The organism is Streptomyces diversicolor (assembly GCF_057537855.1).
In genome coordinates this window covers 49,710-75,059 of the sequence record NZ_BAAJXA010000001.1, presented here as the reverse complement: position 1 = coordinate 75,059, position 25,350 = coordinate 49,710, and the positions used below count along the sequence as shown (strand labels likewise).

Genomic DNA, 25,350 nt, shown 5'->3' with positions numbered 1-25,350 from the left:
TCGTCTTCGAGTTCGTCGTGGCGCCGCGCGCCCCCTTGGGTCGAGCTTGTCAGATCACCGGGGGCCGGCCCAGCCGGGTCAGCCGCCACACCGTACGCCACTTCATGGGCCGGCGGGGTCCGCACGCGGTCGTCCAGCCCTCCCGGAACCCGCCGAACCAGGCCCGCAGGGCGGGGCGGGAGGGGCGGCGCACCAGGGTCAGCAGCAGCCAGACGCCCAGATAGACGGGGACGAGCGGCGCGGGGAGGTTGCGGCGGGCCAGCCAGACCCGGTTGCGGGCGACCATGCGGTGGTACACCGCATGCCGGGAGGGGGCGGTCGTCGGGTGGTACAGCACCATGTCGGAGCGGTAGTCGATCATCCAGCCGGCGTCGAGGGCGCGCCAGGCCAGATCGGTCTCCTCATGGGCGTAGAAGAACGCGTCCGGCAGCCCGCCGACCTCGGCGAAGACCCGGGTGCGGACGGCGTTGGCACCGCCGAGGAAGGTGGTGACCCGGGAGGAGCGCATCGGATCGGCGGCGCGCAGCCGCGGCACGTGCCGGCGCTGGGTCTCGCCGGTGTCCGGGTCGGCGATGCGGAAGCTGATGATGCCGAGCCGCGGGTCCGCGGCGAAGGCGGCGCGGCACAGCTCGGCGGTGTCGTGCTGGGCGAGCAGCCCGTCGTCGTCCAGGAAGAGCAATATGTCGACATCGCGACCGCCGGGCCCGAATGCCTCGGTGCCGACGTTGCGTCCGCCCGGGATGCCCAGGTTCTCCGGCAGTTCTATGGTGCGCACGCCCGCGGGGACCTCCGGCACGGGCGAGCCGTTGCCGACGACGACCACCTCGACCGGGTCGCCGTCCTGCTTGGCGACCGAGTCCAGCAGGGCGCGCAGTTCGTCGGGGCGGTTGCCCATGGTGATGATCACCGCGCCGACCTTCAGCGGGGCCGGCGCCTTGACGGCGCTCACCGCAGCCTGCTGGAGGCGAGGACGGACACCAGGTGCAGCACGGTCTGCAGCAGGGCGATGCCGGCCAGCACGGCGGTGCCGAGCCGGGTGAAGAACAGGTCGCCCCTGAGCGCGTCCGCGACGGCCAGGACCAGGATCAGCAAGGACGCCTCGATCCCGAGGATCAGCCGGTGGAACTTCAGGGCCGCGGCGGCCCGGCGGGCCAGCGCCACGCCCGAGGAGCGCGGCTCGGCCGCGGCCTCCTGGACCGGCGGCAGCCCGCCCTGGTGGCGGGCGACGCCCACCAGGTCGGTCTCGGCCTTGACCAGGATCGCGCCGAGGGCGGCGAGGGTCCCGAGGAAGGCCCACAGCCAGTCGATGCGGCCGGGCCCCCACAGGTCGGCCGCCCGCAGGCCGAGGCCGACCAGGACCGCGGCGTCGGTCAGATAGGCGCCGACCCGGTCGAGGTAGACCCCGCCGAGCGAGTACTGCTGCTTCCAGCGGGCGACCTCGCCGTCGACGCAGTCCAGCAGCAGATACAGCTGGACCGCGAGCACGCCGAGCACGGCGCCCGCGATCCCCGGCACCAGCAGCGCCGGGGCGGCGAGCACACCGAAGACGGTCATCAGGTACGTGAGCTGGTTGGGCGTGACGCGCGTGGTGACCACGAAGCGGTCGACCCGCAGGGACACCTCGCGCATATAGAGGCGTCCCATCCAGTGCTCACCGCTGCGCCGGTCCTTCACCCCGGGGGGATGGACGACCGTACGCAGTTCAGCTACCGATGGCCTTGACATAGTCGGCGTAAATGTCCTTGATCTGATGGGGCTTGAGGTCGAGGTGTTCGAGGATCGTGTAGCGGCCGGGCCGGGTCTCCGGGGCGAACTCCACGACCCGGACGAACTCGTCCTGCGTGAAGCCGATCTCGTGCGGCAGCACGGGCAGGCCGTGTCTGCGCAGCACCTCGGCCATGTTCGCCGCCTCGTCGTGGGCGCCGCGCAGGTACATCGCGAAGGCCGCGCCGAGGCCGCACTGCTCGCCGTGGCTCGCCGCGCGCTTCGGGAAGAGCAGGTCGAAGGCGTGGTTGATCTCGTGGCAGGAGCCGGAGGCGGGCCGCGAGTCACCCGAGATCGACATGGCGACACCGGTGAGGACCAGCGCCTCGGCCAGCACCTGGAGGAAACCGTTGTCCCCGACGCCGCCGGGGTGCCGCAGCACCGCCTCGCCGGCCTGCCGGGCCATGGCCGCGGCCAGCCCGTCGATCTTCTCGGCGTTGACGCGGTTGGCCAGTTCCCAGTCCGCGATCGCGTTGATGTTCGAGACGGCGTCGCCGATGCCCGAGCGTACGAAGCGGACCGGGGCCTCGTGGATCACGTCCAGGTCGATGACGACCGCGATCGGGTTGGGCACGCCGTAGGAGCCGCGGCCCGCGTCGTTGTCGAGGGTGGCGACCGGGGAGCACAGGCCGTCGTGCGCGAGGTTGGTCGGCACGGCGACCAGCGGCAGGCCGACGCGGGCCGCGGCGAACTTGGCACAGTCGATGATCTTGCCGCCGCCGAGGCCCACCACGGCGTCGTAGTGGCCGGCCTTTATGGCGCCGGCCAGCCGGACCGCGTCGTCGAGGGTGCCGCCGCCGACCTCGTACCAGGAGGCGCCCGGCAGCGAGGGGGCGACGCGCTCGCGCAGCCGGGTGCCCGAGCCGCCGCTGACGGCGACGGCGAGCCGCCCGGAGTGCGAGATGCGTTCGTCGGCCAGGACGCCGGCCAGGTCGTCCAGGGCGCCCGGGCGGATGTCCACGACGACCGGCGAGGGGATGAGCCGGGTCAGTACTGGCACGCGATCTCCCGTCCCCTGGCGAGATCGTCGTGGTTGTCGATCTCGACCCACTGGACGTCGCCGATCGGCGCCGCGTCGATCCGGAAGCCGCGGTTGACGAGTTCCTGGTAGCCGTGCTCGTAGAACTGCTGCGGGTCGGTCTCCCACACGGCCCGGAGCGCGTCGGCCAGTTCGGGGGCGGCGTCGCCCTCGATGAGGGTGACGCCGATGTACTCGCCGGTGGCCTCGGCCGGGTCCATCAGCTTGGTGATCCGCTGAACGCCCTTGGCGGGGTCGACGACGACCTTCATCTCCTCGTCGGCCAGCGACTTCACCGTGTCCACGGCGAGGATGATCTTCTTGCCTTCGCCGCGGGCGGCCAGCAGGGTGTGCTCGACGGAGACCGGGTGGACGGTGTCGCCGTTGGCGAGGATCACCCCGTCCTTGAGGGCGTCACGGCCGCACCACAGGGAGTAGGCGTTGTTCCACTCCTCGGCCTTGTCGTTGTCGATGAGGGTGAGCCGCAGGCCGTAGGTCCGCTCCAGGGCCGCCTTGCGCTCGTACACGGCCTCCTTGCGGTACCCGACGATGATCGCGGCCTCGGTCAGGCCGATCTCGGCGAAGTTGCCGAGGGTGAGGTCGAGCACCGTGACCGGGTCCTCTATGCCCGATGCCCCCGCGGGACGCACCGGCACCAGAGCCTTGGGAAGGCTGTCGGTGTAGGGGCGCAGACGCCGTCCGGCGCCGGCCGCCAGCACGAGGCCGATCATGCGGGTTCTCCTTCGTCATGTACGGCGGGCGCGCCCCCCAGGTGGGAGGCCACCCAGAAGCGGATGCTCTCGGCGAGCACCAGCAGGGCGACGGCCACGGCGAGTACCGTGAGCGCGACCTTGAACTGCGCGGCGGTGAGCGACGCGGCCAGGACGGTGACGAGCAGCGTCCGCCCCTCGTGCCCTCCGATGGCGCGCACCAGCCAGGCCGGTGGCGCTCCGGCGCCGCCCCGGATCCGGTACACCGTGTCGTAGTGATGGTAGGCGACGGCGGCCACCAGGCCGAAAGCCGCAGGAAGGGCTCCGTTCACCTCCGCTTCGGCCGCGAGGGCGAGCACGGTGCCGTACTCGGCGGCCCGGAAGAAGGGCGGGACCAGCCAGTCGAGGGCGCCGGACGGGGGGCGGGCGACGGCGAGCGCCGAGGTCACCACGTAGACGACGGCGGCGGCCACGGGCAGCGGCCCGCCGAAGCCGGACAGCGCGGCGGCGCAGACGACGACGGCCGCGCCGGCCGCCGCGACGGCGGGGACGGCGAGGCCGGGCAGCCCCCGCCCGACGGTGCGGGCGAGCACCCGGGCGAGCGGGCCCGAGTCGGCGAGGTCCGCCAGCGCTCGCGCGGCCCGGTCCCTGCCCGCCGCGTGCCCGGCATCCGTGGGCCGGCGGGCCACGGAGCGCAGCACGCGGCCCGCGGTGGTGTAGGCGGCGGCGAAGGCGCAGCCGACGAGCAGCACACAGAAGGTGATGCGGGGGGTGGTCACGGCCGTGAGAACGGCGATCATGGCCCATCGTTCGCCGATGGGCAGCACTATCATCCGGCGCAGCCACACCGTCCAGCCGACGCTGTCGAGCCGGTCGGACAGCGCGGCGGTGGGACTGGCGCCGGCGGTGGCCGCCTGGGCGTTCGCCTCGTTGAAGGAGAAGTCCACGACGTGCCGGCAGGTCTGCAGGATCATCGCGCCGAGGGCGAGCGCCCACACGTCGTCGCCGCCGCGGGCCGCGCCGAGGGCGAGACCGGCGTAGTAGGCGTACTCCTTGGCCCGGTCGAAGGTGGCGTCGAGCCAGGCGCCGAGCGTGGAGTACTGCAGCGAGTAGCGGGCGAGCTGGCCGTCGGTGCAGTCCAGCACGAAGGAGAGGATGAGCAGCAGTCCGGCGGCGACGAAGCCGCCGCGGGTGCCGGTGGCCGCGCAGCCCGCCGCGATCAGCGCGGTGAGCAGCGAGGCGGTGGTGACCTGGTTGGGGGTCAGGCCGCGGCGGGCGCACCAGCGGGCGAGGTAGCGCGAGTAGGGGCTGACGAAGAACGTGGTGAAGAAGCCGTCGCGGGCCTTGACCGCCGACTTCAGACGGACGGCCTCGTCGTCGACGGCGGCGACGGCCTGCCGCGCCTCGTTGCGCGTCTGCGGGTCGGCGGGGACGGCGGCGACCAGGCTGCCGAGGTCGGGGCGGTGCACCTCGGCGCCCTCGGCGTCGAGGGCGGTGACGACGCGGTCGGCGAGGCTGTCGACGGCCACCGCGGTGCCGCCGCCCGTCGTGGTCTGCCGGGCCAGGGCGCGGGTCAGGGCCTCGCGGCCGGCGGGCCGGGCGGTGACGGCGCCGGTGACGGCGGCGAGCGGGAAGCGGGGGTCGGTGAGGCCGAGGCGCAGCGCGTGCGGGTGGCCGACGAAGCGGGCGTCGACCAGGGCCACCCGGCGGTCGGCGGGTACGGCCGCGAGGAGCGTCGCGGCATCGGCGGCGTCGGCGGCCACCCGCACCTCGAAGCCGAGGGACCGCAGATCGTTCTCCAGTGACGATCCGGGCACCGGCTGACCGGTGACGATGGCGGTCGACAACCGAACTCACTCCCTGGGTGCCGGCGCGTGCGCGCCGGTCGTCTGCTGGGTGGGGCGCCGCTCGTCCGGGCGCCCGGGCGGCATTGTCGGCAGAGGTTATCGGATAGCCGGAAGACCTTGTTCACCGGCCGTTCACGGGCCGGTCGACGCGGTCTGCTCGCCCCGTGCCGAGATCATCATCAGTGATCGGGGGCCCGGCCCACAAACCGCGCCCCGGGGGGCCGCCCGCGGGGGACACCCGCCAAACGCCTGGGAAACGGGGCATCGAGGGCATAGCGGATGGGTGGCGGAGGACGGCATAGGCTGGGCGACCATGACGTGGCTGATCACCGGCGGGGCCGGATACATCGGGGCGCATGTGGCGCGGGCCATGGCGGATGCCGGGGAGCGCGTGGTGGCCCTGGACGATCTGTCGGCCGGGGTGCCCGAGCGGCTGCCCGCGGACATTCCGCTGGTCGAGGGGTCCACGCTGGACGGCGCGCTGGTCGCGCGGGTCCTCACCGAGCACGCGGTGACCGGGGTGGTGCATCTGGCCGCGCGCAAGCAGGTCGCCGAGTCCGTGGCGCTGCCGACCCGCTACTACCGGGAGAACGTGGGCGGCCTCGGCACGCTCCTGGAGGCGGTCGCGGGCGCCGGGGTCGAGCGGTTCGTCTTCTCCTCGTCGGCGGCCGTGTACGGGAACCCGGACGTGGAACTGATCACCGAGGACACGCCGTGCGCGCCGGTGAACCCGTACGGCGAGACCAAGCTCGCCGGGGAGTGGCTGGTGCGGGCGGCGGGGCGGGCGCACGGCATCGCCACGGTGTGCCTGCGCTACTTCAACGTGGCGGGCGCGGGCGCGCCCGAACTGGCCGACACGGGCGTGTCCAACATCGTGCCCATGGTGTTCGACCGGCTCACCCGGGACGAGGCCCCGCGGATCTTCGGCGCCGACTACCCGACGCCGGACGGCACATGCGTCCGCGACTACATCCATGTCGCCGACCTGGCCGAGGCGCACCTGGCGGCGGCGCGCGGGCTCACCGAGCGGAGCCTGAGCGGCGCCGACCTGACCGTGAACATCGGCCGCGGCCAGGGCGTTTCCGTCCGCGAACTGATCGCGGTCATCGGCGAGGTGACCGGCGACCGGCGCACGCCCGTGGTGGAAGGCCGGCGCCCCGGGGACGCGCCGCGCGCGGTCGCATCGGCGGAACTGGCCGCGAAGACGCTGGGCTGGCGGGCGCGGCGCGGGGTGCCCGAGATGGTGGAGTCCGCCTGGCGGGGGTGGCGCGCACGCCTTGTCCGGTGACCGGCGGCCGCCCTGACCCGGGCTTGGTTTGCCCAGGTCAGAGCATATGACAACGGTGTTCGATGCCGCGTTGCCTGATACCCCCCACCCGTAGTTCACTGTGCTCCCGGACGGAACACGGAAGGGCGGTCTTCATGGGGGCTGGGCACGGGCACGGGCCCGCGCCGACCGGTACGGCGGCAGCGGCGTACCGGGGGCGGCTGCGCGTCGCCCTGTCGATCACGCTCGCCGTCATGGTGGTCGAGATCGTCGGTGGTGTGCTCGCGGATTCGCTCGCGCTGATCGCGGACGCGGCGCACATGGCGACGGACGCGCTGGGGCTCGGCATGGCGCTGCTCGCCATCCACTTCGCGGGCCGCCCCGCGAGCGCGCACCGCACCTTCGGCTACGCGCGCGCCGAGATCCTGGCCGCGCTCGCCAACTGTCTGCTGCTGCTCGGCGTCGGCGGCTATGTGCTGTACGAGGCGGTCCAGCGGTTCTTCGCGCCCGCCGAGACCGAGGGCGCACTGATGATCGTGTTCGGCGCGATCGGTCTGGTCGCGAACATGATCTCGCTCACGCTGTTGCTGCGGGGCCGGCAGGAGAGCCTGAACGTGCGCGGCGCGTTCCTGGAGGTGGCCGCGGACGCCCTGGGCTCGCTCGCGGTGCTCGTCTCGGCGGGGCTGATCCTGGTCACCGGCTGGCAGCCGGCCGACCCGATCGCCTCGCTCGTCATCGGCCTGATGATCGTCCCGCGCACCGTGAAGCTGCTGCGCGAGACCCTGGACGTGCTGCTGGAGGCGGCCCCGAAGGACGTCGACATGGCGCGGGTGCGGGCGCACATCCTGGCGCTCGACGGCGTGGAGGACGTCCACGACCTGCACGCCTGGACGATCACCTCCGGCCTGCCGGTACTGTCCGCGCACGTGGTCGTGCGCTCGGACGTGCTCAGCGCCATCGGGCACGAGAAGATGCTGCACGAGTTGCAGGGCTGCCTCGGGCACCACTTCGATCTGGCGCACTGCACGTTCCAGCTGGAGCCGGGCGGGCACGCGGAGCACGAGGCGAGGCTGTGCCACTGAGGCACGCCCCGTAGGGTCGGACTCCGGGCGGGGCGGCCCGGCGGGCCCCTTCGCCCGCGTGTGCGAGGCCCCCGGGCGGTTCTGCGCCGGACGGCTCGGGCACGATCTTCTACCGGGTCCCCTTCCCGGCGGCCGGCCGGGGCGGTCGCGGCCCGCGCCGGGCGCGGGACATGCGGACGCGCCGGGGAGTTCCGGGAGTGCCGGATCAGTACGGCAGACTTGGGGCGCGAAGACCGAGGCGAAGGATGGGTATGCCGATCACACCTGCCAGCGCGACGCACAGCGCGTCGAACGGCACCGCAGAGGCGATTTTGCTGGAACTGGTCGACGAGAAGGGTGTGACGATCGGCACCGCGGAAAAGCTCGCCGCCCATCAGCCGCCGGGGCGCTTGCACCGCGCGTTCTCCGTGTTCCTGTTCGACGAGCGCGGCCGGCTGCTGCTCCAGCAGCGGGCGCTCGGCAAATACCACTCCCCCGGTGTGTGGTCCAACACCTGCTGCGGTCACCCCTACCCGGGCGAGGCGCCGTTCGCGGCGGCGGCCCGGCGCACGTACGAGGAGCTGGGGGTGTCCCCCTCGCTGCTCGGCGAGGCCGGAACGGTCCGCTACAACCATCCGGATCCCGCCTCGGGGCTGGTCGAGCAGGAGTACAACCATCTGTTCGTCGGTCTGGTGCAGGCCGAGGTGGTGCCGGATGCGGAGGAGGTCGCGGCGACGGCCTTCGTGACCCCGGCCGAGCTGGCCGAGCGGCACGCGCGCGATCCCTTCTCCGCCTGGTTCATGACCGTGCTGGACGCGGCCCGGCCCGCGATCAGGGAGCTGACGGGGCCGGACGCCGGCTGGTGAGCGGCCTCATACGGTCCATACGGGCTTGAGCGGCAGGGCGGCCCAGATCACCTTGCCGCCGCTCGCCGTGTGCGCCACGTCGACCGTGCCGCCCGCCTCCCGGGCCACCTCGCGCACCAGGAGCAGCCCCCGCCCGCCGGTCCTGCCGTGGTCGGCCTCCAGGGCGCTCGGCCGGTAGGGATGGTTGTCCTCCACGGACACGCGCACCCACTCGGCGCCGACGGCGACCTCCACGGCGAGTATCGGCGACAGCAGCGCCGCGTGCTTGACCGCGTTGGTGACCAGTTCGGACACGATCAGCAGCAGGCCGTGGACCAGGTCCTCGCAGACCGGCACGCCCTGGCGGGCGAGCAGGTCCCGCACGGCGCGTCGTGCCTGCGGCACCGAGGCGTCGACGGCGGGGGCGGTGAACCGCCACACTCCTTCGTACGGCAGTGGATCCGGCGGTCGCCGGTCGCCTTCCTCGGGGCGCGGGCCGTACCCGCGCCCGTCGTCGTCCATGGTCCGGTCGCCGCCCTTGCGCTCGATTGTCACCACACGTCGAGTGTTGGCAATGCGCCGCCGCCGTCCACGGAACTGAACACAAGTCAGCTGGTATCGAGCGTTTCTGACCACCTGCGCATGACCCGGTCGGGTGCCGGGACTGCTCCTGTCGCCCGCGGGCCGTCTTCGCGAACTCTTCGGGTTGTACGGCTCGTCGGACCGCGCCCGATAGCATCCGGCGCATGGAGCCCCAGCTGTTGCACTCGGTCATCGACTCGGTCGCCACCGTCGTCGTCCACCACCCGGCCAGACGCAACGCCATGACGGGCGCGATGTGGCGGTCGCTGCCCCCGCTGCTCGACGCCCTGGCCGCCGATCCCGGCGTGCGGGCACTGGTGCTCACCGGCGAGGGCGGGACCTTCTGCGCCGGCGCCGACATCACCACCCTGCGTGAGGCGCCCGACGAGGCGCAGCGGCTCGCCGTGGCCGCCGAGGAGGCGCTGGCCGCGTTCCCGAAGCCGACGCTGGCGGCCGTCCGGGGCCACTGCGTGGGCGGCGGGGCGCAGCTCGCGGCCGCCTGCGATCTGCGGTTCGCCGAGGCCGGCGCGCTGTTCGGGGTGACGCCGGCCAAGCTCGGCATCGTCTATCCGGCGTCCGCCACCCGGCGGCTGGTGTCGCTGGTGGGGCCGGCCACCGCCAAGTACCTGCTGTTCTCGGGCGAGTTGATCGACGCGGAGCGGGCACTGCGCACCGGGCTCGTGGACGAGGTGCTGCCGGAGGGCCAACTGGACAAGCGGGTGGCGGAGTTCGGCCGGATCCTGGCGGCCCGCTCGCAGCTGACGCAGGCCGCGGCCAAGGAGTTCGCCGACGGGCGCACCGACCGGGACGGCCACTGGGCCGGGCAGGCACGCGGCAGCGGCGACACCGCGGAAGGCGTCGCCGCGTTCCTGGAGCGCAGGGCGCCGCGGTTCACCTGGAGCGTTCCGGTGCCACGCTGAACCTGCTGTCGGCGCGGAACCTCTCGACGAGGTGCGCGGGCGCCTTCGCCGGGGAGCCCGCGTCGTAGGGCGGCTGCGGGTCGTACTCGATCATCAGCTGCACCGCCCGCGCGTGTTCGTCGCCGGCGATCCGGCCCAGCAGGGCGAGGCCCATGTCGATGCCGGAGGAGACGCCGGCCGCGGTGACGTACTTGCCGTCGAAGACGACCCGCTCCCCCGTCGGCCGCGCGCCGAACCCCTTGAGGGCGTCGAGCGCCAGCCAGTGGGAGGTGGCGCGGCGGCCGTCGAGCAGGCCCGCGGCGGCCAGCAGCAGCGAGCCGGTGCACACCGACGTCGTCCAGGTGCTGGTGGCGTCGGCGGCCCGCAGCCAGTCCAGGAGGGCCGCGTCGTCCATCTGGGCACTCTGGCCGGGGCCGCCGGGCACGACCAGGATGCCGGGGGCCGGCACGTCGGCGAGCGTCCGGTCGGCGGTGAGCGCGAGGTTCCCGGACGCGTCGCGGACGGGCCCGGTGCGTTCGGCGACGAAGACGGTCTCGGCGCCGGGAAGACGCCCCAGGGTCTCGTAGGGTCCGACGGCGTCCAGGGCGGTGAAGCGGTCGAAGAGGACGATGGCGATCTGCACGGGTGTTTCCTTTCCGGACACGCCACCGGGGGCACCGCCGGCCAGCCGCGTCGCTGGGCTGGATCGGGTCCGGCGAGCCGTCGGGGCGGGGCGGTGGGTCAGGGGGGTGGGGTGGGCTGGAAGCGGCGGCGGTATTCGGCCGGGGGCGCGCCCAGCGCTCTGGTGAAGGCGCGGCGCATCGCCTCGGGCGTGCCGTAGCCGCTCGCCCGGGATATCTCCTCGATGCCGTCGCCGGTCTCCTCCAGCAGACGGCGGGCGTGTTCCAGGCGCACCCGGTCGACGTAGCGGCCGGGCGTCATGCCGGTCTCGGTGTGGAAGGCGCGGGCGAAGTGACGCGGGGAGAGCGCGGCCCGGGCGGCCAGCGCCTCGACGCCCAGATCGTCCGCCGGGTGCTCGGTGATCCAGCGCTGCACCTCCCGCAGGGGCTCACGGCGGGCGGTCTGGGCCGCCAACTGGGCGCTGAACTGGGCCTGGTTGCCGGGCCTGCGCAGGAACACCACCAGATGGCGGGCGACCGTGAGCGCCACGTCCCGGCCCAGATCCTCCTCTACGAGGGCGAGGGCCAGGTCGATGCCCGCGGTGACCCCGGCCGAGGTGGCGACCGGTCCGTCGCGCACATAGACGGGGTCCGGTTCGACCCGCACGGCCGGGTGGTCGCGGGCCAGCCGCTCGCAGTACGCCCAGTGGGTGGTGACCCGGCGGCCGTCCAGCAGTCCCGCCTCGGCGAGCAGGATCGCGCCCGTGCACACGGACACCAGACGCTCGGCACGCGGGCCGCGGGCGGCCAGCCACGCCGTGAGCCGGGGATCGGACCGGCGGGTGCCGGCCCCGCCGGGGACGAGCAGCGTGTGCGGGTCGGGCACCTCGCCGAGGCGGTGGTCCGGCACCAGGGTGAGCCCGCTTGAGGTGCGCACCGCGGCCCCGTCCAGGGACGCGGTGCGGATCCGGTACGTCCCCGCAGAGCACGACTCGGCCCCGGTGAAGACCTCCACCGGGCCGCTGACGTCCAGGCTCTGCACGCCGTCGAAGAGGACGACGAGGACGGTTCGCTGCGCCATGCCCTCGATTCTTCGCCGACCCGGGGACGGCCGCAACGACGCCTTCCCCACCTTTCCTGCCATCGGACCGGTGGACGCGACCGCGCGGCGGGGACGCCCTGAGCCCCTGTTGTCGGTGCCACCTGCCACAATTGCCGCGCAACCCCAGTGGAGAAGGCGGTACGGGATCGTGACGACACCCGGGACCCTCGAAGTAGGGTCCATCGAAGGCAGGATCGCCGAGGAGCTCGGCGTGCGGGAGCGGCAGGTGAAGGCCGCGGTGGAGCTGCTGGACGGCGGCTCGACGGTGCCCTTCATCGCCCGCTACCGCAAGGAAGCGACCGAGATGCTCGACGACGCGCAGCTGCGCACCGTCGAGGAGCGGCTGCGCTATCTGCGGGAGCTTGAGGAGCGGCGGACGGCGATCCTGGAGTCGGTGCGCGAGCAGGGCAAGCTCACCGAAGAGCTGGAGGCGCAGATCCGCGGTGCGCAGACCAAGGCGCGCCTGGAGGACGTCTATCTGCCGTACAAGCCGAAGCGGCGGACCAAGGCGCAGATCGCGCGCGAGGCGGGTCTTCAGCCGCTGGCCGAGGGCCTGCTGGGCGATCCCGGGATCGAACCGCTCGCCGCTGCCGCCGCCTTCGTGGACGCCGACAAGGGCGTCGCCGATCCGCAGGCCGCCCTGGAGGGCGCGCGGGCGATCCTCACCGAGCGGTTCTCGGAGGACGCCGACCTGATCGGCGAGCTGCGCGAGCGCATGTGGGTGCGCGGGCGGCTGGCCGCCAAGGTGCGCGAGGGCAAGGAGGAGGCGGGCGCCAAGTTCGCCGACTACTTCGACTTCGCCGAGCCGTTCACCGAACTGCCCTCGCACCGGGTGCTCGCGATGCTGCGCGGGGAGAAGGAGGAGGTCCTGGACCTCGTCCTGGAGCCGGAGGAGCCGGCCGAGACCCCGGGGACCCCGTCGTCGTACGAGCAGATCGTGGCGCACCGCTTCGGCATCGCCGACCGCGGCCGTCCGGGCGACAAGTGGCTGCTGGACACGGTGCGCTGGGCGTGGCGCACCCGCATCCTCGTCCACCTCGGCATCGACCTGCGCCTGCGGCTGCGCACGGCCGCCGAGGACGAGGCGGTCGACGTGTTCGCCGCCAATCTGCGGGACCTGCTGCTCGCCGCGCCGGCCGGCACCCGCGCGACGCTCGGTCTCGACCCCGGCTTCCGTACGGGTGTGAAGGTGGCCGTGGTCGACGCGACCGGCAAGGTGGCGGCGACGGACGTCATCCACCCGCATGTGCCGGCCAACCGGTGGGACGAGGCGATCGCCACGCTGGCCCGGCTGGCGAAGCAGCACGCGGTCGAGCTGATCGCGATCGGCAACGGCACGGCGTCCCGCGAGACCGACAAGCTCGCCGGCGATCTCATCTCCAGGCACCCGGAGTTGAAGCTCACCAAGGTGATGGTGTCGGAGGCCGGCGCCTCCGTGTACTCGGCGTCCGCCTTCGCCTCGCAGGAACTGCCGGACATGGACGTGTCGCTGCGCGGCGCGGTGTCGATCGCCCGCCGTCTGCAGGACCCGCTGGCCGAACTGGTCAAGATCGACCCGAAGTCGATCGGGGTGGGCCAGTACCAGCACGACCTGTCCGAGGTGAAGCTGTCCCGTTCGCTGGACGCGGTGGTCGAGGACTGTGTGAACGGCGTGGGCGTGGACGTCAACACGGCGTCGGTGCCGCTGCTCGCGCGCGTGTCCGGGATCTCCTCGGGCCTCGCCGAGAACATCGTGGCGCACCGTGACGCGAACGGTCCGTTCAGCTCGCGCGCCGAGCTGAAGAACGTGGCCCGGCTGGGTCCGAAGGCGTACGAGCAGTGCGCGGGCTTCCTGCGCATCCGCGGCGGCAGCGACCCGCTGGACGCCTCCAGCGTGCACCCGGAGGCGTACCCGGTGGTGCGGCGCATGGTGAAGACCAGCGGCCAGGAGGTGGCCGCCCTGGTCGGCAACACGGCGCTGCTGCGCTCGCTGAAGCCGACGGAGTTCGTCGACGACACGTTCGGGCTGCCGACCGTGACCGACATCCTGAAGGAACTGGAGAAGCCGGGGCGCGACCCGCGGCCGGCGTTCAAGACGGCCACCTTCAAGGAGGGCGTGGAGAAGATCTCCGACCTCGCCTCCGGGATGATCCTGGAGGGCGTGGTCACGAACGTGGCGGCGTTCGGGGCGTTCGTGGATGTCGGTGTCCACCAGGACGGTCTGGTGCACGTATCCGCGATGTCCCGGACGTTCGTGAAGGACCCGCGGGACGTCGTGAAGCCCGGGGACATCGTGAAGGTGAAGGTCCTCGACGTGGACATCCCGCGCAAACGGATCTCGCTGACGCTGCGGCTGGACGACGAGGCCGCGCCGCAGGGGCAGCAGCAGCGCGGCGGCGGCCGTCCGCCGCAGCAGCGGCAGGGCCAGCGCCAGCGGCAGGGCCAGGGCCGCGGCGGTGACCGGGGCGGACGTCAGGCGCCGCCGCCGGCCAACAGCGCGATGGCGGACGCGCTGCGGCGCGCCGGCCTGCTCGACTCCGCGAAGAACGACCGCCGCTGACCGGCCGGCGAACCGCCGCCGGACCGTTCGGGCCCGGCTCCTCGGACCGCTAAGACAGGAGCCGGGCCCGGCACGGGCCCCTGGCGTGCGCCATGCCGGCTTCCCGTGTCCCCGCCTGGCAGGTGTGAAAGAGCAAGGGGCACGGGAACGGCCGGGCCGAGCGGGGCGAGGGCGTGCTGCGAAGCGGGCTCCATCGGGCGCCGGGCCGACGGGAGTTGCGCCCCTGGGCGCGGACGGTCTTGTCGTCGACCAGCCGCGCCCGGCCCGGCGGCTCGTGGCCGGTCGGTCAGTGTTCCGTGACCTTGCCGGCCGTCACCTCCAGGCGGCGGGTGACGTGGACGGCGTCCAGCATGCGGCGGTCGTGGGTGACCAGCAGCAGCGTGCCGCGGTAGGCGTCGAGGGCCGATTCGAGCTGTTCGATGGCGGGCAGGTCGAGATGGTTGGTCGGCTCGTCCAGGACCAGGAGGTTGACGCCCCGGCCCTGGAGCAGCGCCAGGGCGGCCCGGGTGCGTTCGCCCGGGGAGAGCGTCGCGGCGGGGCGCAGCACATGCTCCGCCTTCAGGCCGAACTTGGCCAGCAGGGTGCGTACGTCGGCCGGTTCGGTGTCCGGGACGGCCGTACGGAAGGCGTCCAGAAGCGACTCCGGGCCGTGGAACAGCGCACGGGCCTGGTCCACCTCGCCGACCAGGACGCCCGAGCCCAGCGCGGCGTGCCCGGCGGTCAGCGGCACCCGGCCGAGCAGCGCGCCGAGCAGGGTGGACTTGCCCGCGCCGTTCGCTCCGGTCACCGCGATCCGGTCCGCCCAGTCGATCTGCAGCGTCACCGGGCCGAGGACGAAGTCCCCGCGGCGCACCTTGGCGTCCCTGAGCGTGGCGACCACGGCGCCGGAGCGGGGCGCGGCGGCGATCTCCATGCGCAGTTCCCACTCCTTGCGCGGCTCCTCGACGGTTTCCAGCCGTTCGATCATGCGCTGGGTCTGGCGTGCCTTGGCGGCCTGTTTCTCGCTGGCCTCGCTGCGGAACTTGCGGCCGATCTTGTCGTTGTCGTTGCCCGCCTTGCGGCGCGCGTTGCGCACGCCCTTGTCCATCCAGGCGCGCTGGGTCTGGGCCCGCTCCTGGAGGGCCGCCTTCTTGTCGGCGTACTCCTCGTAGTCGTCCCGGGCGTGCCGCCGGGCCACCTCCCGCTCGTCCAGATAAGCCTCGTAGCCGCCGCCGTAGAGGTTGATCTGCCGTTGGGCGAGGTCGAGTTCGAGGACCTTGGTGACGGTGCGGGTGAGGAATTCGCGGTCGTGGCTGACCACGACCGTGCCCGCGCGCAGTCCGGTCACGAAGCGTTCGAGGCGTTCCAGGCCGTCGAGGTCGAGGTCGTTGGTGGGCTCGTCGAGCAGGAAGACGTCGTAGCGGGACAGCAGCAGCGAGGCGAGGCCCGCGCGGGCGGCCTGGCCGCCGGACAGCGAGGTCATCGCCGCGTCTGGGCCGACGGCCAGGCCGAGCGAGTCGGTGACCTCCTCGGCCCGCTCCTCCAGGTCCGCGCCGCCGAGGCCGAGCCAGCGCTCCAGGGCGGTGGCGTAGGCGTCGTCGGCACCGGGCGCCTGGTCCACGAGGGCCTGGGTGGCCTCGTCCATCAGCCGCTGCGCCCGGGCGACGCCGGTGCGGCGGGCAAGGAACTCGCCCAGGGTCTCGCCGGGCCTGCGCTCGGGCTCCTGCGGCAGATGGCCGACGGTCGCGGTCGGCGGGGACAGCCGCAGTTCGCCCTGCTCGGGCCGGGTGAGCCCGGCGAGCAGCCGCAGCAGCGTGGACTTGCCGGCGCCGTTGGCGCCGACCAGCCCGATCACGTCGGCGGGCGCGACGACGAGGTCGAGGCCGGTGAAGAGCGAGCGGTCGCCGTGCCCGGCGGCGAGGTTCTTGGCGACGAGGGTGGCAGTCATCAGACCGCGATCCTAGTCGTCCCGCGGTGTGCCGCTCAGCCGGGTTTGCCGTGGGTCACCGCCGCCACCAGCACTCCTCCGGCGGTGCGGGCCACGACGAAGGACTCCCCCTTCACGGCCCGGGCGTCCAGCGGGATGCGGTGCCGGCCGGGCTCCAGGACGCCGTCGAACACCTCCCGGGCGTGGCTGCGGTAGAGCCGGTCGAGCCGGTACGCGGTGAGGCTGATCCGGCACGGTGAGGTGACCTCGATGCCCGCCTCCCTGTCGGCGGCGGCGAGCGCGGTGAGGCGGTGCCGCCGGTGCGGGCCGCGGTCCAGGGCCTGCTCGATCTGCGCGACGAGCAGGGGGACGATCGGGGCGAGGCCGTCGACGTAGGCCACGTCGACCCCGGCCCGCTCGAACGCGTCGCGCACGGCGGCCCGTTCGGGTTCGGCGACCGCGCGGCCGAAGGCGACGGCGCCGTAGCCGCGCAGTTCCTCGGCCGGTACGCCGGTGGCGTCACGGGTGATGTCGGCGCCGATGCCGATGGTGCGCAGGGCGGCGGCGAGCTTGGCGAGGACGGCGACGCGGGCGCCGATCAGCAGGACGCGCCGGCGGGGCGCGGCCGGGGGCGCCGTGTCGTCCAGGAGCGCGGCGAGGGCAGCGCGGTAGCCGGGGCCGTGGAAGCGGAACGGGCCTATGCCGCGGTAGCCGTTGAATTCCAGGTCGGCGTGCTCGTCGGTCTGCCAGGCGAAGTCGCGCCAGACATAGTCGTCACCGTCGCGTTCGATGACGGCGGTGACCGCTCCGCAGGCCAGGTCCGCGCACTCGGGGCAGCCGTAGACCACGTACCGGCCGCCGGGCAGCGGCGCCCCGGTCTCCAGCAGCAGGCCGCGCACCTGTGCGGTGAAGATCGCGGGCGGCACGTCGGAGGCCAGCGGCGAGACGGCGTCCAGATCGGAGAGCCGGAACAGCAGCGGGCGTCCGTCCACGACGAAGTCCACGAAGTCCCGGTGAACCTGGTAACCGCCGTCGGCCAGGACGGCGCCCGCCCGCGTCGCCGGTGCCAGGGCGAAGGTCGCGTATGCGCCAGACATGCTGTGAGTATCCCCAGAGCGGCACGGATGTGCGCACGGCATGACATATTCCGCCCGGCTGCGCCCCGCCGGGCCGTGCAGGGCTTATCGTCCCCGCGTGGAGCATCGGCTGAGTGACGAAGTGATCGTGGTCGGCGGCGGGGTCATCGGGCTGACGACGGCCGTGGTGCTGGCGGAGGCCGGTCGGCGGGTCCGGGTGTGGACGCGGGAGCCCGTCGGGCGGACGACCTCGGCGGTGGCGGGCGCGCTGTGGTGGCCGTACCGCATCGAGCCGGAGCCGCTGGTCGGCGACTGGGCGCTCACCTCGCTCGTGGTGTACGAGGAGTTGGCGCGGCGGCCGGAGCGGACGGGCGTACGCATGGTCGAGGGCGTACATCTCGGGGTGCGCCTGGACGAGTTGGGGCCGTGGGCCGGGCGGGTGCCGGGGCTGCGGGTCGCGGACGGCGGCGACGGGCTGCGGGCGCGGCTGCCGTTGATCGACATGCCGGCTCATCTGGCGTGGCTGCTGGAGCGGTTGACGGCGGCGGGCGGTCTGGTCGAGGAGCGGACGGTGTCGGACCTGGCCGCGGTTCCGGCCGCCGTCGTGGTCAACTGCACCGGGCTGGGCGCCCGTTCGCTGGTGCCCGATCCGGCGGTGCGGCCGGTCCGCGGGCAGCTGGTCGTCGTGCGGAACCCGGGCGTCACCACGTGGCTCACCTCGGTCGACGATGCCGGGGGCGCCACGGCCTATGTGTTCCCGCAGCCGGGCGGGCTGGTCCTGGGCGGCACCGCGCAGGAGGACGCGTGGTCCCTGGAGCCCGATCCGCGGACCGCCGAGGAGATCGTCGCCCGGTGCGCGGCTCTCGTGCCGGAGATCGCGGGGGCGCGGGTGCTGGAGCACCGGGTGGGTCTGCGCCCGGCGCGGGCCGCGGTGCGGCTGGAGCACCGGCCGCTGCCGGACGGCCGGTCGCTGGTGCACAACTACGGGCACGGCGGGGCCGGGGTGACCGTGGCCTGGGGATGCGCGCGGGAGGCCGCGGGGCTGGCGGACGCCTGAGTCCGCTTGCCGCGGGGACCGACCGAGTGCGGCAGCGGCGCTCGTACGGGGCGGGCGCTCGCCGTGGCACGGCGTGCCGGCGGCGCTCGCGCGGGGCGGGTGCTCGCCGTGGCACAGCGCGCTTGCGGGCGGGTGCGGCTTTGTCGGGGCGGAGCGCGCAGTTCCCCGCGTCCCTTCAGGGCGTCACCGCAGCGCCGTGCGGCAGGTGGCTCATGACGGCCGAATGGCGATCGTGTGACGGCACAGGGCGTGGACACGTCAGGAGGGGTGGGGACTGAATAGGCTCCGAACAGACTTCGTGCCCCTACGACTTGGAGTTCTCGTGCACCGCAGAATCTTCGTGCCGGGCGCGCTCGCGGCGGCCTGCCTGCTGCTGGCGGTCCCCGCTTCGGCCGCGAGCTACGCCCCCGGCGCCCCGGGCATCGGCGACCCGTACTACCCGAACTACGGCAACGGCGGCTACGACGTCTCCCACTACGACCTGCGGCTGCAGTACCAGCCGGCGACGGACGAGTTGGACGGCACGGCGACGATCCTGGCGCGGACCACACAGGACCTGTCCCGGTTCGACCTGGACTTCCTGCTGGACGTGAGCGAGGTCCGGGTCAACGGCGCCAAGGCCGGCTTCGCCACCTCGGGCGAGCACGAGCTGGTGGTCACCCCGAAGACCCCGCTGGCGAAGGGCACCGCGATCACGGTCGTCGTCCGCTACAGCGGGGTGCCGTCCACGAAGACCGCGTACGGCTTCTCGACCTGGCACCGCACCCCGGACGGCGCCGTCGCCGCGGACGAACCCGAGGCGGCGTGGTGGTGGTACCCGAGCAACGACCACCCGCTCGACAAGGCCACCTACGACGTGTCGATCGCCGTCCCGGACGGCACCCAGGCCATCTCCAACGGCACGCTCCAGTCGACCGCTTCCAGGCTCGGCTGGACCCGGTACACCTGGCGGCAGAACAAGCCGCAGGCCACCTATCTGACCACCCTCGCGGTCGGCAGGTTCGACATCACGACCAGCACCTCCGAGGGCGGCGTCCCGGTCGTCAACGCCTACAGCAAGGACCTCGGCGACAACGACGGTGCGGCGCGGGCCAGTGTGGAGCGGACCGGGGAGATCGTCGACTGGCTGAGCGGATACCTCGGGCCGTACCCGTTCGGCTCGGCCGGCGGCTATGTGCCCAACACGACCACCGGGTACGCGCTGGAGACGCAGACCCGCGTGTACTACAGCCCGCGGCAGTTCGCGAACGGCTCCAACACCTCCGTGGTCGTGCACGAATTGGCCCACCAGTGGTATGGCGACTCCGTGTCGCTGAAGGGCTGGAAGGACATCTGGATCAACGAGGGCTTCGCCCGGTACGCGCAGTGGCTGTGGTCCGAGCACGAGGGCGAGGGCACCGCGCAGGAACTGGCGGACTACGTGTACGCCTCGCACCCGGTCGACGACCCGTTCTGGACCGTCGCGCCCGGCGACCCCGGGCCGGACAACCAGTTCGACACCGCCGTGTACGACCGGGGCGCGCTGGCCGTCCAGGCGCTGCGCAACGAGATCGGCGACGACGCGTTCTTCGCCGTCCTGAAGGGCTGGCCGAAGGAACACGCGTACGGGAACGCCTCGGTGGCCGACTTCCAGCGGTACGCCGAGCGGGTGTCCGGGAAGCCGCTGGCCGGGTTGTTCGACACCTGGCTGTTCCAGCCGGTCAAGCCCGCGGGCGCCGCGGCCCGCGCTGCGGCCGTCGCCGATGCGGCCGCGGCCCCGGTCCGGCCGAAGTCATGGACGAAGATCGAGGCCACGAACGACGTGCACGGGCGCTGAACGACCCCGCGCGGGCGATGAGCCCGAGGTGGGGGCCGGGTGGGTCCCGGTCCCTCACCGCCCGGCGGGCGTCGGCCCGGCCGCCGCGGCCAGCAGGTCCGCCCGGCCCACCGCCGCCGTCCGGGTGGCCGGGACCGTGCAGGCGTACGCCCCGGCCACCGCGCCGTACCAGGCACAGCGCGCGGGTGGCTCGCCCGTGAGACGGCCGAAGAGGAACGCGGCGGCGAAGGCGTCGCCCGCGCCGTTGGAGTCGACCACCGGCCCGGGCGGCGCGGCGACCGGTATGCGGGTCAGCTCGCCGCCGGCCAGCAGATGGGCGCCGTCGGCCCCGGCGGTGGCGACGACCACCTCGGCCCGGCCGCGCTCGGCGATGCGCCGCATGGTCCGCTCGGGATCGGACAGGGCCGCGGCCGACAGGAAGACGACGTCCGCCGCGAGCGCGAACGGCTCCTGGTACGGGTTCTCGCCGTCCCAGTCGTGCAGGTCGGTGGAGAGCGGCACGCCGGTCTCGCGCAGCACGGGCAGCGCGTGGGCGCACGGCTGGGTGATGGTCACATGGACGTGCCGGCTCGCCGCGGCCAGGCCGCGCACCAGCGGCTCGGGGAATCGGTCGGCGGCGTGCACGCGGCTGGTGTCGTACAGGGACAGGCGGCGGCCGTCCGGGCCGACCAGGTTCACCGCGCGCTTGGTGCCGGCGGGCTGCGGGAGCGCGGTGCCCCGCTCCTCGTGCAGCGCGCGCACCAGGTCGCCCTCGGGATCCTCGCCGAGCAGGTCGAGATGGTGGGTGCGCAGCCCGAGGGCGCTCAGGCCCAGCGCGACGAAGTCACCGGTCTGTCCGGCCCGGGTGCGGATCCCGGAGTCGATCATGTAGCTGTCGGCGTACGGGAGCGGCAGCTCGGGGACATGGACGATGGTGTCCACTCCCGCACCGCCCAGCACCAGCACGTCCGTCTGCGCGCCCATCCGTCGCCCTCCCCGTGGTCGTACACCGTCACGGCGCTGCCGCGCCCCATCGATGACCCACCGTAGGCGCTGCCACTGACATCAGTGGCCGCACGCTGCTACGTCGTGCGGTCGCCCGGCTCGCGGGCGGCCTGCCGGAGCACCCGGCGGCGCACCCCGAACCAGCCGGCGACCAGCAGGACCGCGATCACCGGGACGAGCAGCAGGGTCTTGCGGCCGACCTCGGGGTCGTTGCCCATCATGCCGAGGCAGGCCAGCAGGAAGGCGATGGTGGCGATCTCCGTGACGGGGCTGCCCTTCAGCCGGAAGGCGGGCCGGGCGAGCAGTCCGGCCGCGGCCCGCCGGACGAAGACGAGATGGCAGACCATGATGATCACCCAGGTGCTGATGATGCCCAGTGAGGCGACGTTCAGCACGATCTCGAAGGCCCGGCTCGGCACCAGGTAGTTCAGTCCGACACCGAGGACGCACACCGCGCAGGTCAGCAGGATGCCGCCGTAGGGTACCTGGCTGCGGTTCATGCGGGCGGTGAACCTCGGGGCTGAGCCCGCCATGGCCATGGAGCGCAGGATGCGGCCGGTCGAGTACAGGCCGGAGTTCAGCGAGGACATGGCGGCGGTCAGTACGACCAGGTTCATCACGTCGCCGGCCGCGGGGACGCCGATCCGGGACAGGACCGTCACGAAGGGGCTCTGGTCGGCCGAGTAGGCGGAGCCGGGCAGCAGCAGGGCCAGCAGCACGACCGAGCCGACGTAGAACAGGCCGACCCGCCACATGATCGAGTTCACCGCGCGCGGGACGACCCGCTCCGGCTCGGCGGTCTCGCCGGCCGCGACACCGACCAGTTCCAGGGCGGCGTACGCGAAGATCACGCCCTGCATCACCAGGACGACCGGCATCAGTCCGTGCGGGAAGATCCCGCCGTGGTCGGCGATGACGCCCGGGCCGGGGGTGCTGCCGCCGACGTCGTGCCGGGTGGCCAGCAGGAAGATGCCGATCAGCATGAAGCCGAGGAGGGTGGCGACCTTGACGATCGCGAACCAGAACTCCATCTCGCCGAAGATCTTCACCGAGATCAGGTTCACCGCGAGCACCACCGCCAGGGCGATCAGCGCGAGCAGCCACTGCGGGACGCTGGTGAACAGGCTCCAGTAGTGGGTGTAGAGCGCGATCGCGGTGATATCGGCGATACCGGTCGTGGACCAGTTCAGGAAGTACATCCAGCCGGCGACGTAGGCGCCCTTCTCGCCGAGGAATTCGCGGGCGTAGGAGACGAAGGAGCCGGACGAGGGCCGGTACAGGACCAGCTCGCCGAGGGCCCGTACGACGAAGAAGGCGAAGACTCCGCAGACCAGATAGGCCAGGGCGAGGGCCGGTCCCGCGCTGTGCAGTCGGCCGCCGGCGCCGAGGAAGAGTCCGGTGCCGATGGCGCCGCCGATGGCGATCATGTTGACGTGGCGGTGCTTGAGTGCCTTGCTGTAGCCGGCGTCGCCCGCGTCCGCGGGGGTTCCGGTCGCCCGGGGTGGGGCGGCGACCTGTGCCGGTGCCACGGCGTCCTTGCTCACGGGTGGTTCCACTTTCTGGCGCGTCCGGGCGTGGGGTCCCGGGCTGATACGGTCCCGGTCCACGCCACCGTGGTGTCGCGGCACAGACCAAGGCAGCAGCTTCCCAGCCGGGCCGCCCGTCATGCGGTGGTCCACCTCACAGAGCGGTACTTCTCACACGAAAGGCGATAATTCCACACAGGCCCGTCATCAGCGCCAGTCGTGCGAGGTGGCCGCGCCCGTAGCGGCCCATCCGGCGCGGGCCGATCACCGGCCGCGGCGGGCCCTTGGTGCCGTAGAAGCGGACCGTGGCGCCCGCCCGCGCGGCCGGCTCTTCGATCGTGAGGGTCGGCTCATCGACGTCGGTCGTCAGGCGCGGACGCATCCCTGGGCCACCACCGCGGTGAAACCTGAGGCCCAGGCGGGCCGAGGGGCGACCGAGGCCGCCCCACCGGCGCCGCCCGACGGCGAGGGCGTCCGGGTGGGGCCGCTCGGCGGCGGGGGCGGGGGCCTCAGTGGGTGTCGGTGAAGGTCTCGCCCTTCTCGGCCTTCTCGATCAGCAGGGCCGGTGGCGTGAACCGCTCGCCGTAGCGTTCGGCGAGTTCACGCGCGCGTGCGACGAAGCCGGGCAGCCCCGTGCCCGCCCCGGCGCCGCCCTCGTAGCCGTTGATGTACTGGAGCACACCGCCGGTCCAGCCGGGGAAACCGATCCCGAAGATTGAGCCGATGTTGGCGTCGGCGACGGAGGTCAGCACGCCCTCTTCGAGGAGCCGCACGGTGTCCAGCGCCTCCGCGAAGAGCATGCGCTCCTGCATGTCCGTGAACGGGATCCGGTGTCCGGGCCGGGTGAAGTGCTCCCGCAGCCCCGGCCACAGCCCGGTGCGTCCGCCGTCCGCGTCGTAGTCGTAGAACCCGGCGCAGCCGCCGCGGCCGGTGCGGCCGAACTCGTCGACCATGCGGTCGATGACCGCCTCGGCGGGATGCGGAGTCCAGGTGCCGCCCGCTTCCTCGACGGCGCGCCGCGACTCGTCGCGGATCTTGCGGGGCAGGGTGAGCGTCAGCTCGTCCATGAGGGAGAGCACCTTCGCCGGGTAGCCCGCCTGCGCCGCGGCCTGTTCGATCGACGCGGGCTCGATGCCCTCGCCCACCATGGCCACGCCTTCGTTGAGGAAGTGGCCGATGACGCGGGAGGTGAAGAAGCCCCGCGAGTCGTTCACGACGATCGGTGTCTTCCTGATCTGCCGGACCAGGTCGAAGGCGCGTGCAAGCGCCTCGTCCCCGGAGCGCTCGGCCTTGATGATCTCGACCAGCGGCATCTTGTCGACCGGTGAGAAGAAGTGCAGCCCGATGAAGTCGGCCTGGCGCTGGACGCCCTCGGCGAGCGCGGTGATCGGCAGGGTGGAGGTGTTGGAGCACAGCAGCGCGTCGGGGGCGACGACGTGCTCGATCTCCTGGAACACCTTGTGCTTGAGCGCGGGGTCCTCGAAGACTGCCTCGATGACCGCGTCGCATCCCGCGAGGTCCTGGATGTCGCCGGTGGGGGTGATGCGGGCGAGCAGCGCGTCCGCCTTCTCCTTGGTGGTGCGGCCCTTGGCGACGGCCTTGGCGCACAGCTTCTCGGAGTGGGCCTTGCCCGTGAGGGCGGCCTTGAGGGAGACGTCCTTGAGGACGACGTCGATGCCCGCGCGTGCGCACGCGTAGGCGATGCCGGCGCCCATCGTCCCGGCGCCGAGCACGGCGACCCTGCGTACCTCGCGGGTGTCGATGCCCTGGGGGCGGTTGGCGCCGGAGTTGACGGCCTGGAGGTCGAAGAAGAACGCCTGGATCATGTTCTTCGAGATCTGTCCCGCGGCCAGCTCCACGAAGTAGCGGGCCTCGATGACCTGGGCGGTCTCGAAGTCGACCTGGGATCCCTCCACGGCCGCGGCGAGGATGCGGCGCGGCGCCGGATAGGGGGCGCCCCCGGTCTGCTTGCGCAGGGTGGCCGGGAAGGCGGGCAGGTTGGCGGCGAACTTCGGGTTCGCCGGGGTGCCGCCCGGGATGCGGTAGCCGGGCCGGTCCCAGGGCTGCTGGGACTCGGGGTTGGCGTCGATGAAGGCGCGGGCCTTGGCGAGCAGTTCCCCGTGGCTGTCGGCGACCTCGTGGACGAGGCCGTTGTCCTGGGCGCGGCGCGCGGTGTACTGGGTGCCCTGGAGCAGCACCTTCAGCAGGGCGTCGGCGATGCCCAGCAGGCGCACGGTGCGCACGACGCCGCCGCCTCCGGGGAGCAGTCCCAGGGTGACCTCGGGGCAGCCGATCTTGGTGCCGGGGGTGTCGAGGGCGATCCGGTGGTGGCAGGCCAGGGCCAGTTCGTAGCCGCCGCCCAGGGCCGCGCCGTTGATCGCGGCGACCACCGGCTTGCCCAGGGTCTCGATGCGCCGCAGATGACGCTTGACGGCGAGGCCCGCGTCGAACAGGTCCTGCGCGGTCTCGGGCGTCACCCGGATCAGGTCGCGCAGGTCGCCGCCGGCGAAGAAGGTCTTCTTGGCGGAGGTGACGATGATGCCGCGCAGGGAGTCCCGTTCGGCCTCCAGCCGGTCGGTGATCGCGGCGAGGGAGTCGCGGAACGCCTGGTTCATGGTGTTCGCGGACTGGTTCGGGTCGTCCAGGACGAGGGTGACGACTCCGGTGTCGTCCTGCTCCCAGCGGATGGCGGTGCTCTCGGTCATGTGAGGGGTCTCCGTAGAAGTCTGGT

At 73.1% G+C, this 25,350-nt stretch carries 20 protein-coding genes and 1 pseudogene; 7 read left to right on the top strand and 14 right to left on the bottom strand.

The window, feature by feature from the left end:
* Positions 1-49: 49 nt before the first annotated feature.
* From AC27LF_RS00310 to AC27LF_RS00290, 5 genes are read right to left on the bottom strand one after another with little or no spacing between them, the layout of a single operon-like run.
* Positions 50-895, bottom strand: a complete 846-nt coding sequence (locus AC27LF_RS00310; RefSeq protein WP_388720666.1) for a glycosyltransferase family 2 protein — start codon at positions 893-895, stop codon at positions 50-52.
* 50 nt (positions 896-945) lie between these two features.
* On the bottom strand, positions 946-1,725 hold the full coding sequence (locus AC27LF_RS00305) for a CDP-alcohol phosphatidyltransferase family protein (RefSeq protein ID WP_479660540.1): 780 nt from the start codon (positions 1,723-1,725) through the stop codon (positions 946-948).
* Entirely contained in the window at positions 1,703-2,764 is a 1,062-nt protein-coding gene (locus AC27LF_RS00300) for an iron-containing alcohol dehydrogenase family protein (RefSeq protein WP_479660539.1), read from the bottom strand. The genes AC27LF_RS00305 and AC27LF_RS00300 overlap by 23 nt, the downstream gene beginning before the upstream one ends.
* Positions 2,752-3,513 (bottom strand): phosphocholine cytidylyltransferase family protein, encoded by a 762-nt coding sequence (locus tag AC27LF_RS00295; protein ID WP_479660538.1) that lies wholly within the window; start codon positions 3,511-3,513, stop codon positions 2,752-2,754. Before AC27LF_RS00295 ends, AC27LF_RS00300 begins: the two co-directional genes overlap by 13 nt.
* Positions 3,510-5,339: a DUF5941 domain-containing protein gene (locus AC27LF_RS00290; RefSeq protein WP_479660537.1), complete on the bottom strand. Its 1,830-nt coding sequence runs from the start codon at positions 5,337-5,339 to the stop codon at positions 3,510-3,512. The genes AC27LF_RS00295 and AC27LF_RS00290 overlap by 4 nt, the downstream gene beginning before the upstream one ends.
* 313 nt (positions 5,340-5,652) lie before the next feature.
* Here AC27LF_RS00290 and galE point away from each other — a divergent pair, with 313 nt between their 5' ends.
* From galE to idi, 3 genes are all read left to right on the top strand, one after another.
* Complete coding sequence (galE, locus tag AC27LF_RS00285; RefSeq protein ID WP_479660536.1) at positions 5,653-6,627, top strand: UDP-glucose 4-epimerase GalE; 975 nt, start codon at positions 5,653-5,655, stop codon at positions 6,625-6,627.
* Positions 6,628-6,761: 134 nt separating this feature from the next.
* A complete protein-coding gene (locus tag AC27LF_RS00280; RefSeq protein WP_479660535.1) occupies positions 6,762-7,688 on the top strand; it encodes a cation diffusion facilitator family transporter in 927 nt (308 codons plus the stop codon).
* A 251-nt stretch (positions 7,689-7,939) separates the two neighbouring features.
* Positions 7,940-8,533, top strand: coding sequence for an isopentenyl-diphosphate Delta-isomerase (idi, locus tag AC27LF_RS00275; RefSeq protein WP_479660534.1), 594 nt, complete (start codon positions 7,940-7,942; stop codon positions 8,531-8,533).
* Between the two features lie 6 nt (positions 8,534-8,539).
* Here idi and AC27LF_RS00270 read toward each other — a convergent pair whose 3' ends face one another.
* On the bottom strand, positions 8,540-9,034 hold the full coding sequence (locus tag AC27LF_RS00270) for an ATP-binding protein (RefSeq protein ID WP_388720664.1): 495 nt from the start codon (positions 9,032-9,034) through the stop codon (positions 8,540-8,542).
* A 224-nt stretch (positions 9,035-9,258) separates the two neighbouring features.
* Between AC27LF_RS00270 and AC27LF_RS00265 the strand changes: the two genes are divergently transcribed.
* A complete protein-coding gene (locus AC27LF_RS00265) occupies positions 9,259-10,014 on the top strand; it encodes an enoyl-CoA hydratase/isomerase family protein (protein WP_479660533.1) in 756 nt (251 codons plus the stop codon).
* On the opposite strand, the gene AC27LF_RS00260 is transcribed toward AC27LF_RS00265, so the two are convergent.
* Together AC27LF_RS00260 and AC27LF_RS00255 are read right to left on the bottom strand one after the other, a co-directional pair.
* Positions 9,986-10,636, bottom strand: coding sequence for a DJ-1/PfpI family protein (locus AC27LF_RS00260; protein ID WP_479660532.1), 651 nt, complete (start codon positions 10,634-10,636; stop codon positions 9,986-9,988). The two genes, AC27LF_RS00265 and AC27LF_RS00260, sit on opposite strands and share 29 nt — an antisense overlap.
* A gap of 98 nt (positions 10,637-10,734) precedes the next feature.
* Positions 10,735-11,694 carry a GlxA family transcriptional regulator gene (locus tag AC27LF_RS00255; protein ID WP_479660531.1) on the bottom strand — a complete coding sequence of 320 codons (960 nt, stop codon included), beginning with the start codon at positions 11,692-11,694 and terminating at the stop codon, positions 10,735-10,737.
* Positions 11,695-11,863: 169 nt separating this feature from the next.
* On the opposite strand from AC27LF_RS00255, the gene AC27LF_RS00250 reads away from it, so the two are divergent.
* Positions 11,864-14,254, top strand: coding sequence for a Tex family protein (locus AC27LF_RS00250; RefSeq protein ID WP_479660530.1), 2,391 nt, complete (start codon positions 11,864-11,866; stop codon positions 14,252-14,254).
* A gap of 286 nt (positions 14,255-14,540) precedes the next feature.
* Here AC27LF_RS00250 and AC27LF_RS00245 read toward each other — a convergent pair whose 3' ends face one another.
* Both AC27LF_RS00245 and AC27LF_RS00240 read right to left on the bottom strand, forming a co-directional pair.
* Positions 14,541-16,181 (bottom strand): ABC-F family ATP-binding cassette domain-containing protein, encoded by a 1,641-nt coding sequence (locus AC27LF_RS00245; RefSeq protein WP_479660529.1) that lies wholly within the window; start codon positions 16,179-16,181, stop codon positions 14,541-14,543.
* Positions 16,182-16,216: 35 nt separating this feature from the next.
* Positions 16,217-17,257: an oxidoreductase gene (locus AC27LF_RS00240; protein ID WP_479660528.1), complete on the bottom strand. Its 1,041-nt coding sequence runs from the start codon at positions 17,255-17,257 to the stop codon at positions 16,217-16,219.
* A 121-nt stretch (positions 17,258-17,378) separates the two neighbouring features.
* Between AC27LF_RS00240 and AC27LF_RS00235 the strand changes: the two genes are divergently transcribed.
* Complete coding sequence (locus AC27LF_RS00235; RefSeq protein WP_479660556.1) at positions 17,379-18,293, top strand: FAD-dependent oxidoreductase; 915 nt, start codon at positions 17,379-17,381, stop codon at positions 18,291-18,293.
* Positions 18,294-18,615: 322 nt separating this feature from the next.
* Entirely contained in the window at positions 18,616-20,109 is a 1,494-nt protein-coding gene (locus tag AC27LF_RS00230) for a M1 family metallopeptidase (protein ID WP_479660527.1), read from the top strand.
* Positions 20,110-20,163: 54 nt separating this feature from the next.
* Here AC27LF_RS00230 and AC27LF_RS00225 read toward each other — a convergent pair whose 3' ends face one another.
* The 4 genes and pseudogenes from AC27LF_RS00225 to AC27LF_RS00210 form a co-directional block, all read right to left on the bottom strand.
* Complete coding sequence (locus tag AC27LF_RS00225) at positions 20,164-21,072, bottom strand: PfkB family carbohydrate kinase (RefSeq protein WP_479660526.1); 909 nt, start codon at positions 21,070-21,072, stop codon at positions 20,164-20,166.
* Between the two features lie 98 nt (positions 21,073-21,170).
* Positions 21,171-22,637: an amino acid permease gene (locus AC27LF_RS00220; protein ID WP_479660525.1), complete on the bottom strand. Its 1,467-nt coding sequence runs from the start codon at positions 22,635-22,637 to the stop codon at positions 21,171-21,173.
* Between the two features lie 178 nt (positions 22,638-22,815).
* Positions 22,816-22,989: pseudogene (locus AC27LF_RS00215) on the bottom strand (transcriptional regulator); the annotation flags it as partial.
* 139 nt (positions 22,990-23,128) lie between these two features.
* Positions 23,129-25,324 carry a 3-hydroxyacyl-CoA dehydrogenase NAD-binding domain-containing protein gene (locus tag AC27LF_RS00210; protein WP_479660524.1) on the bottom strand — a complete coding sequence of 732 codons (2,196 nt, stop codon included), beginning with the start codon at positions 25,322-25,324 and terminating at the stop codon, positions 23,129-23,131.
* Positions 25,325-25,350: the final 26 nt, after the last annotated feature.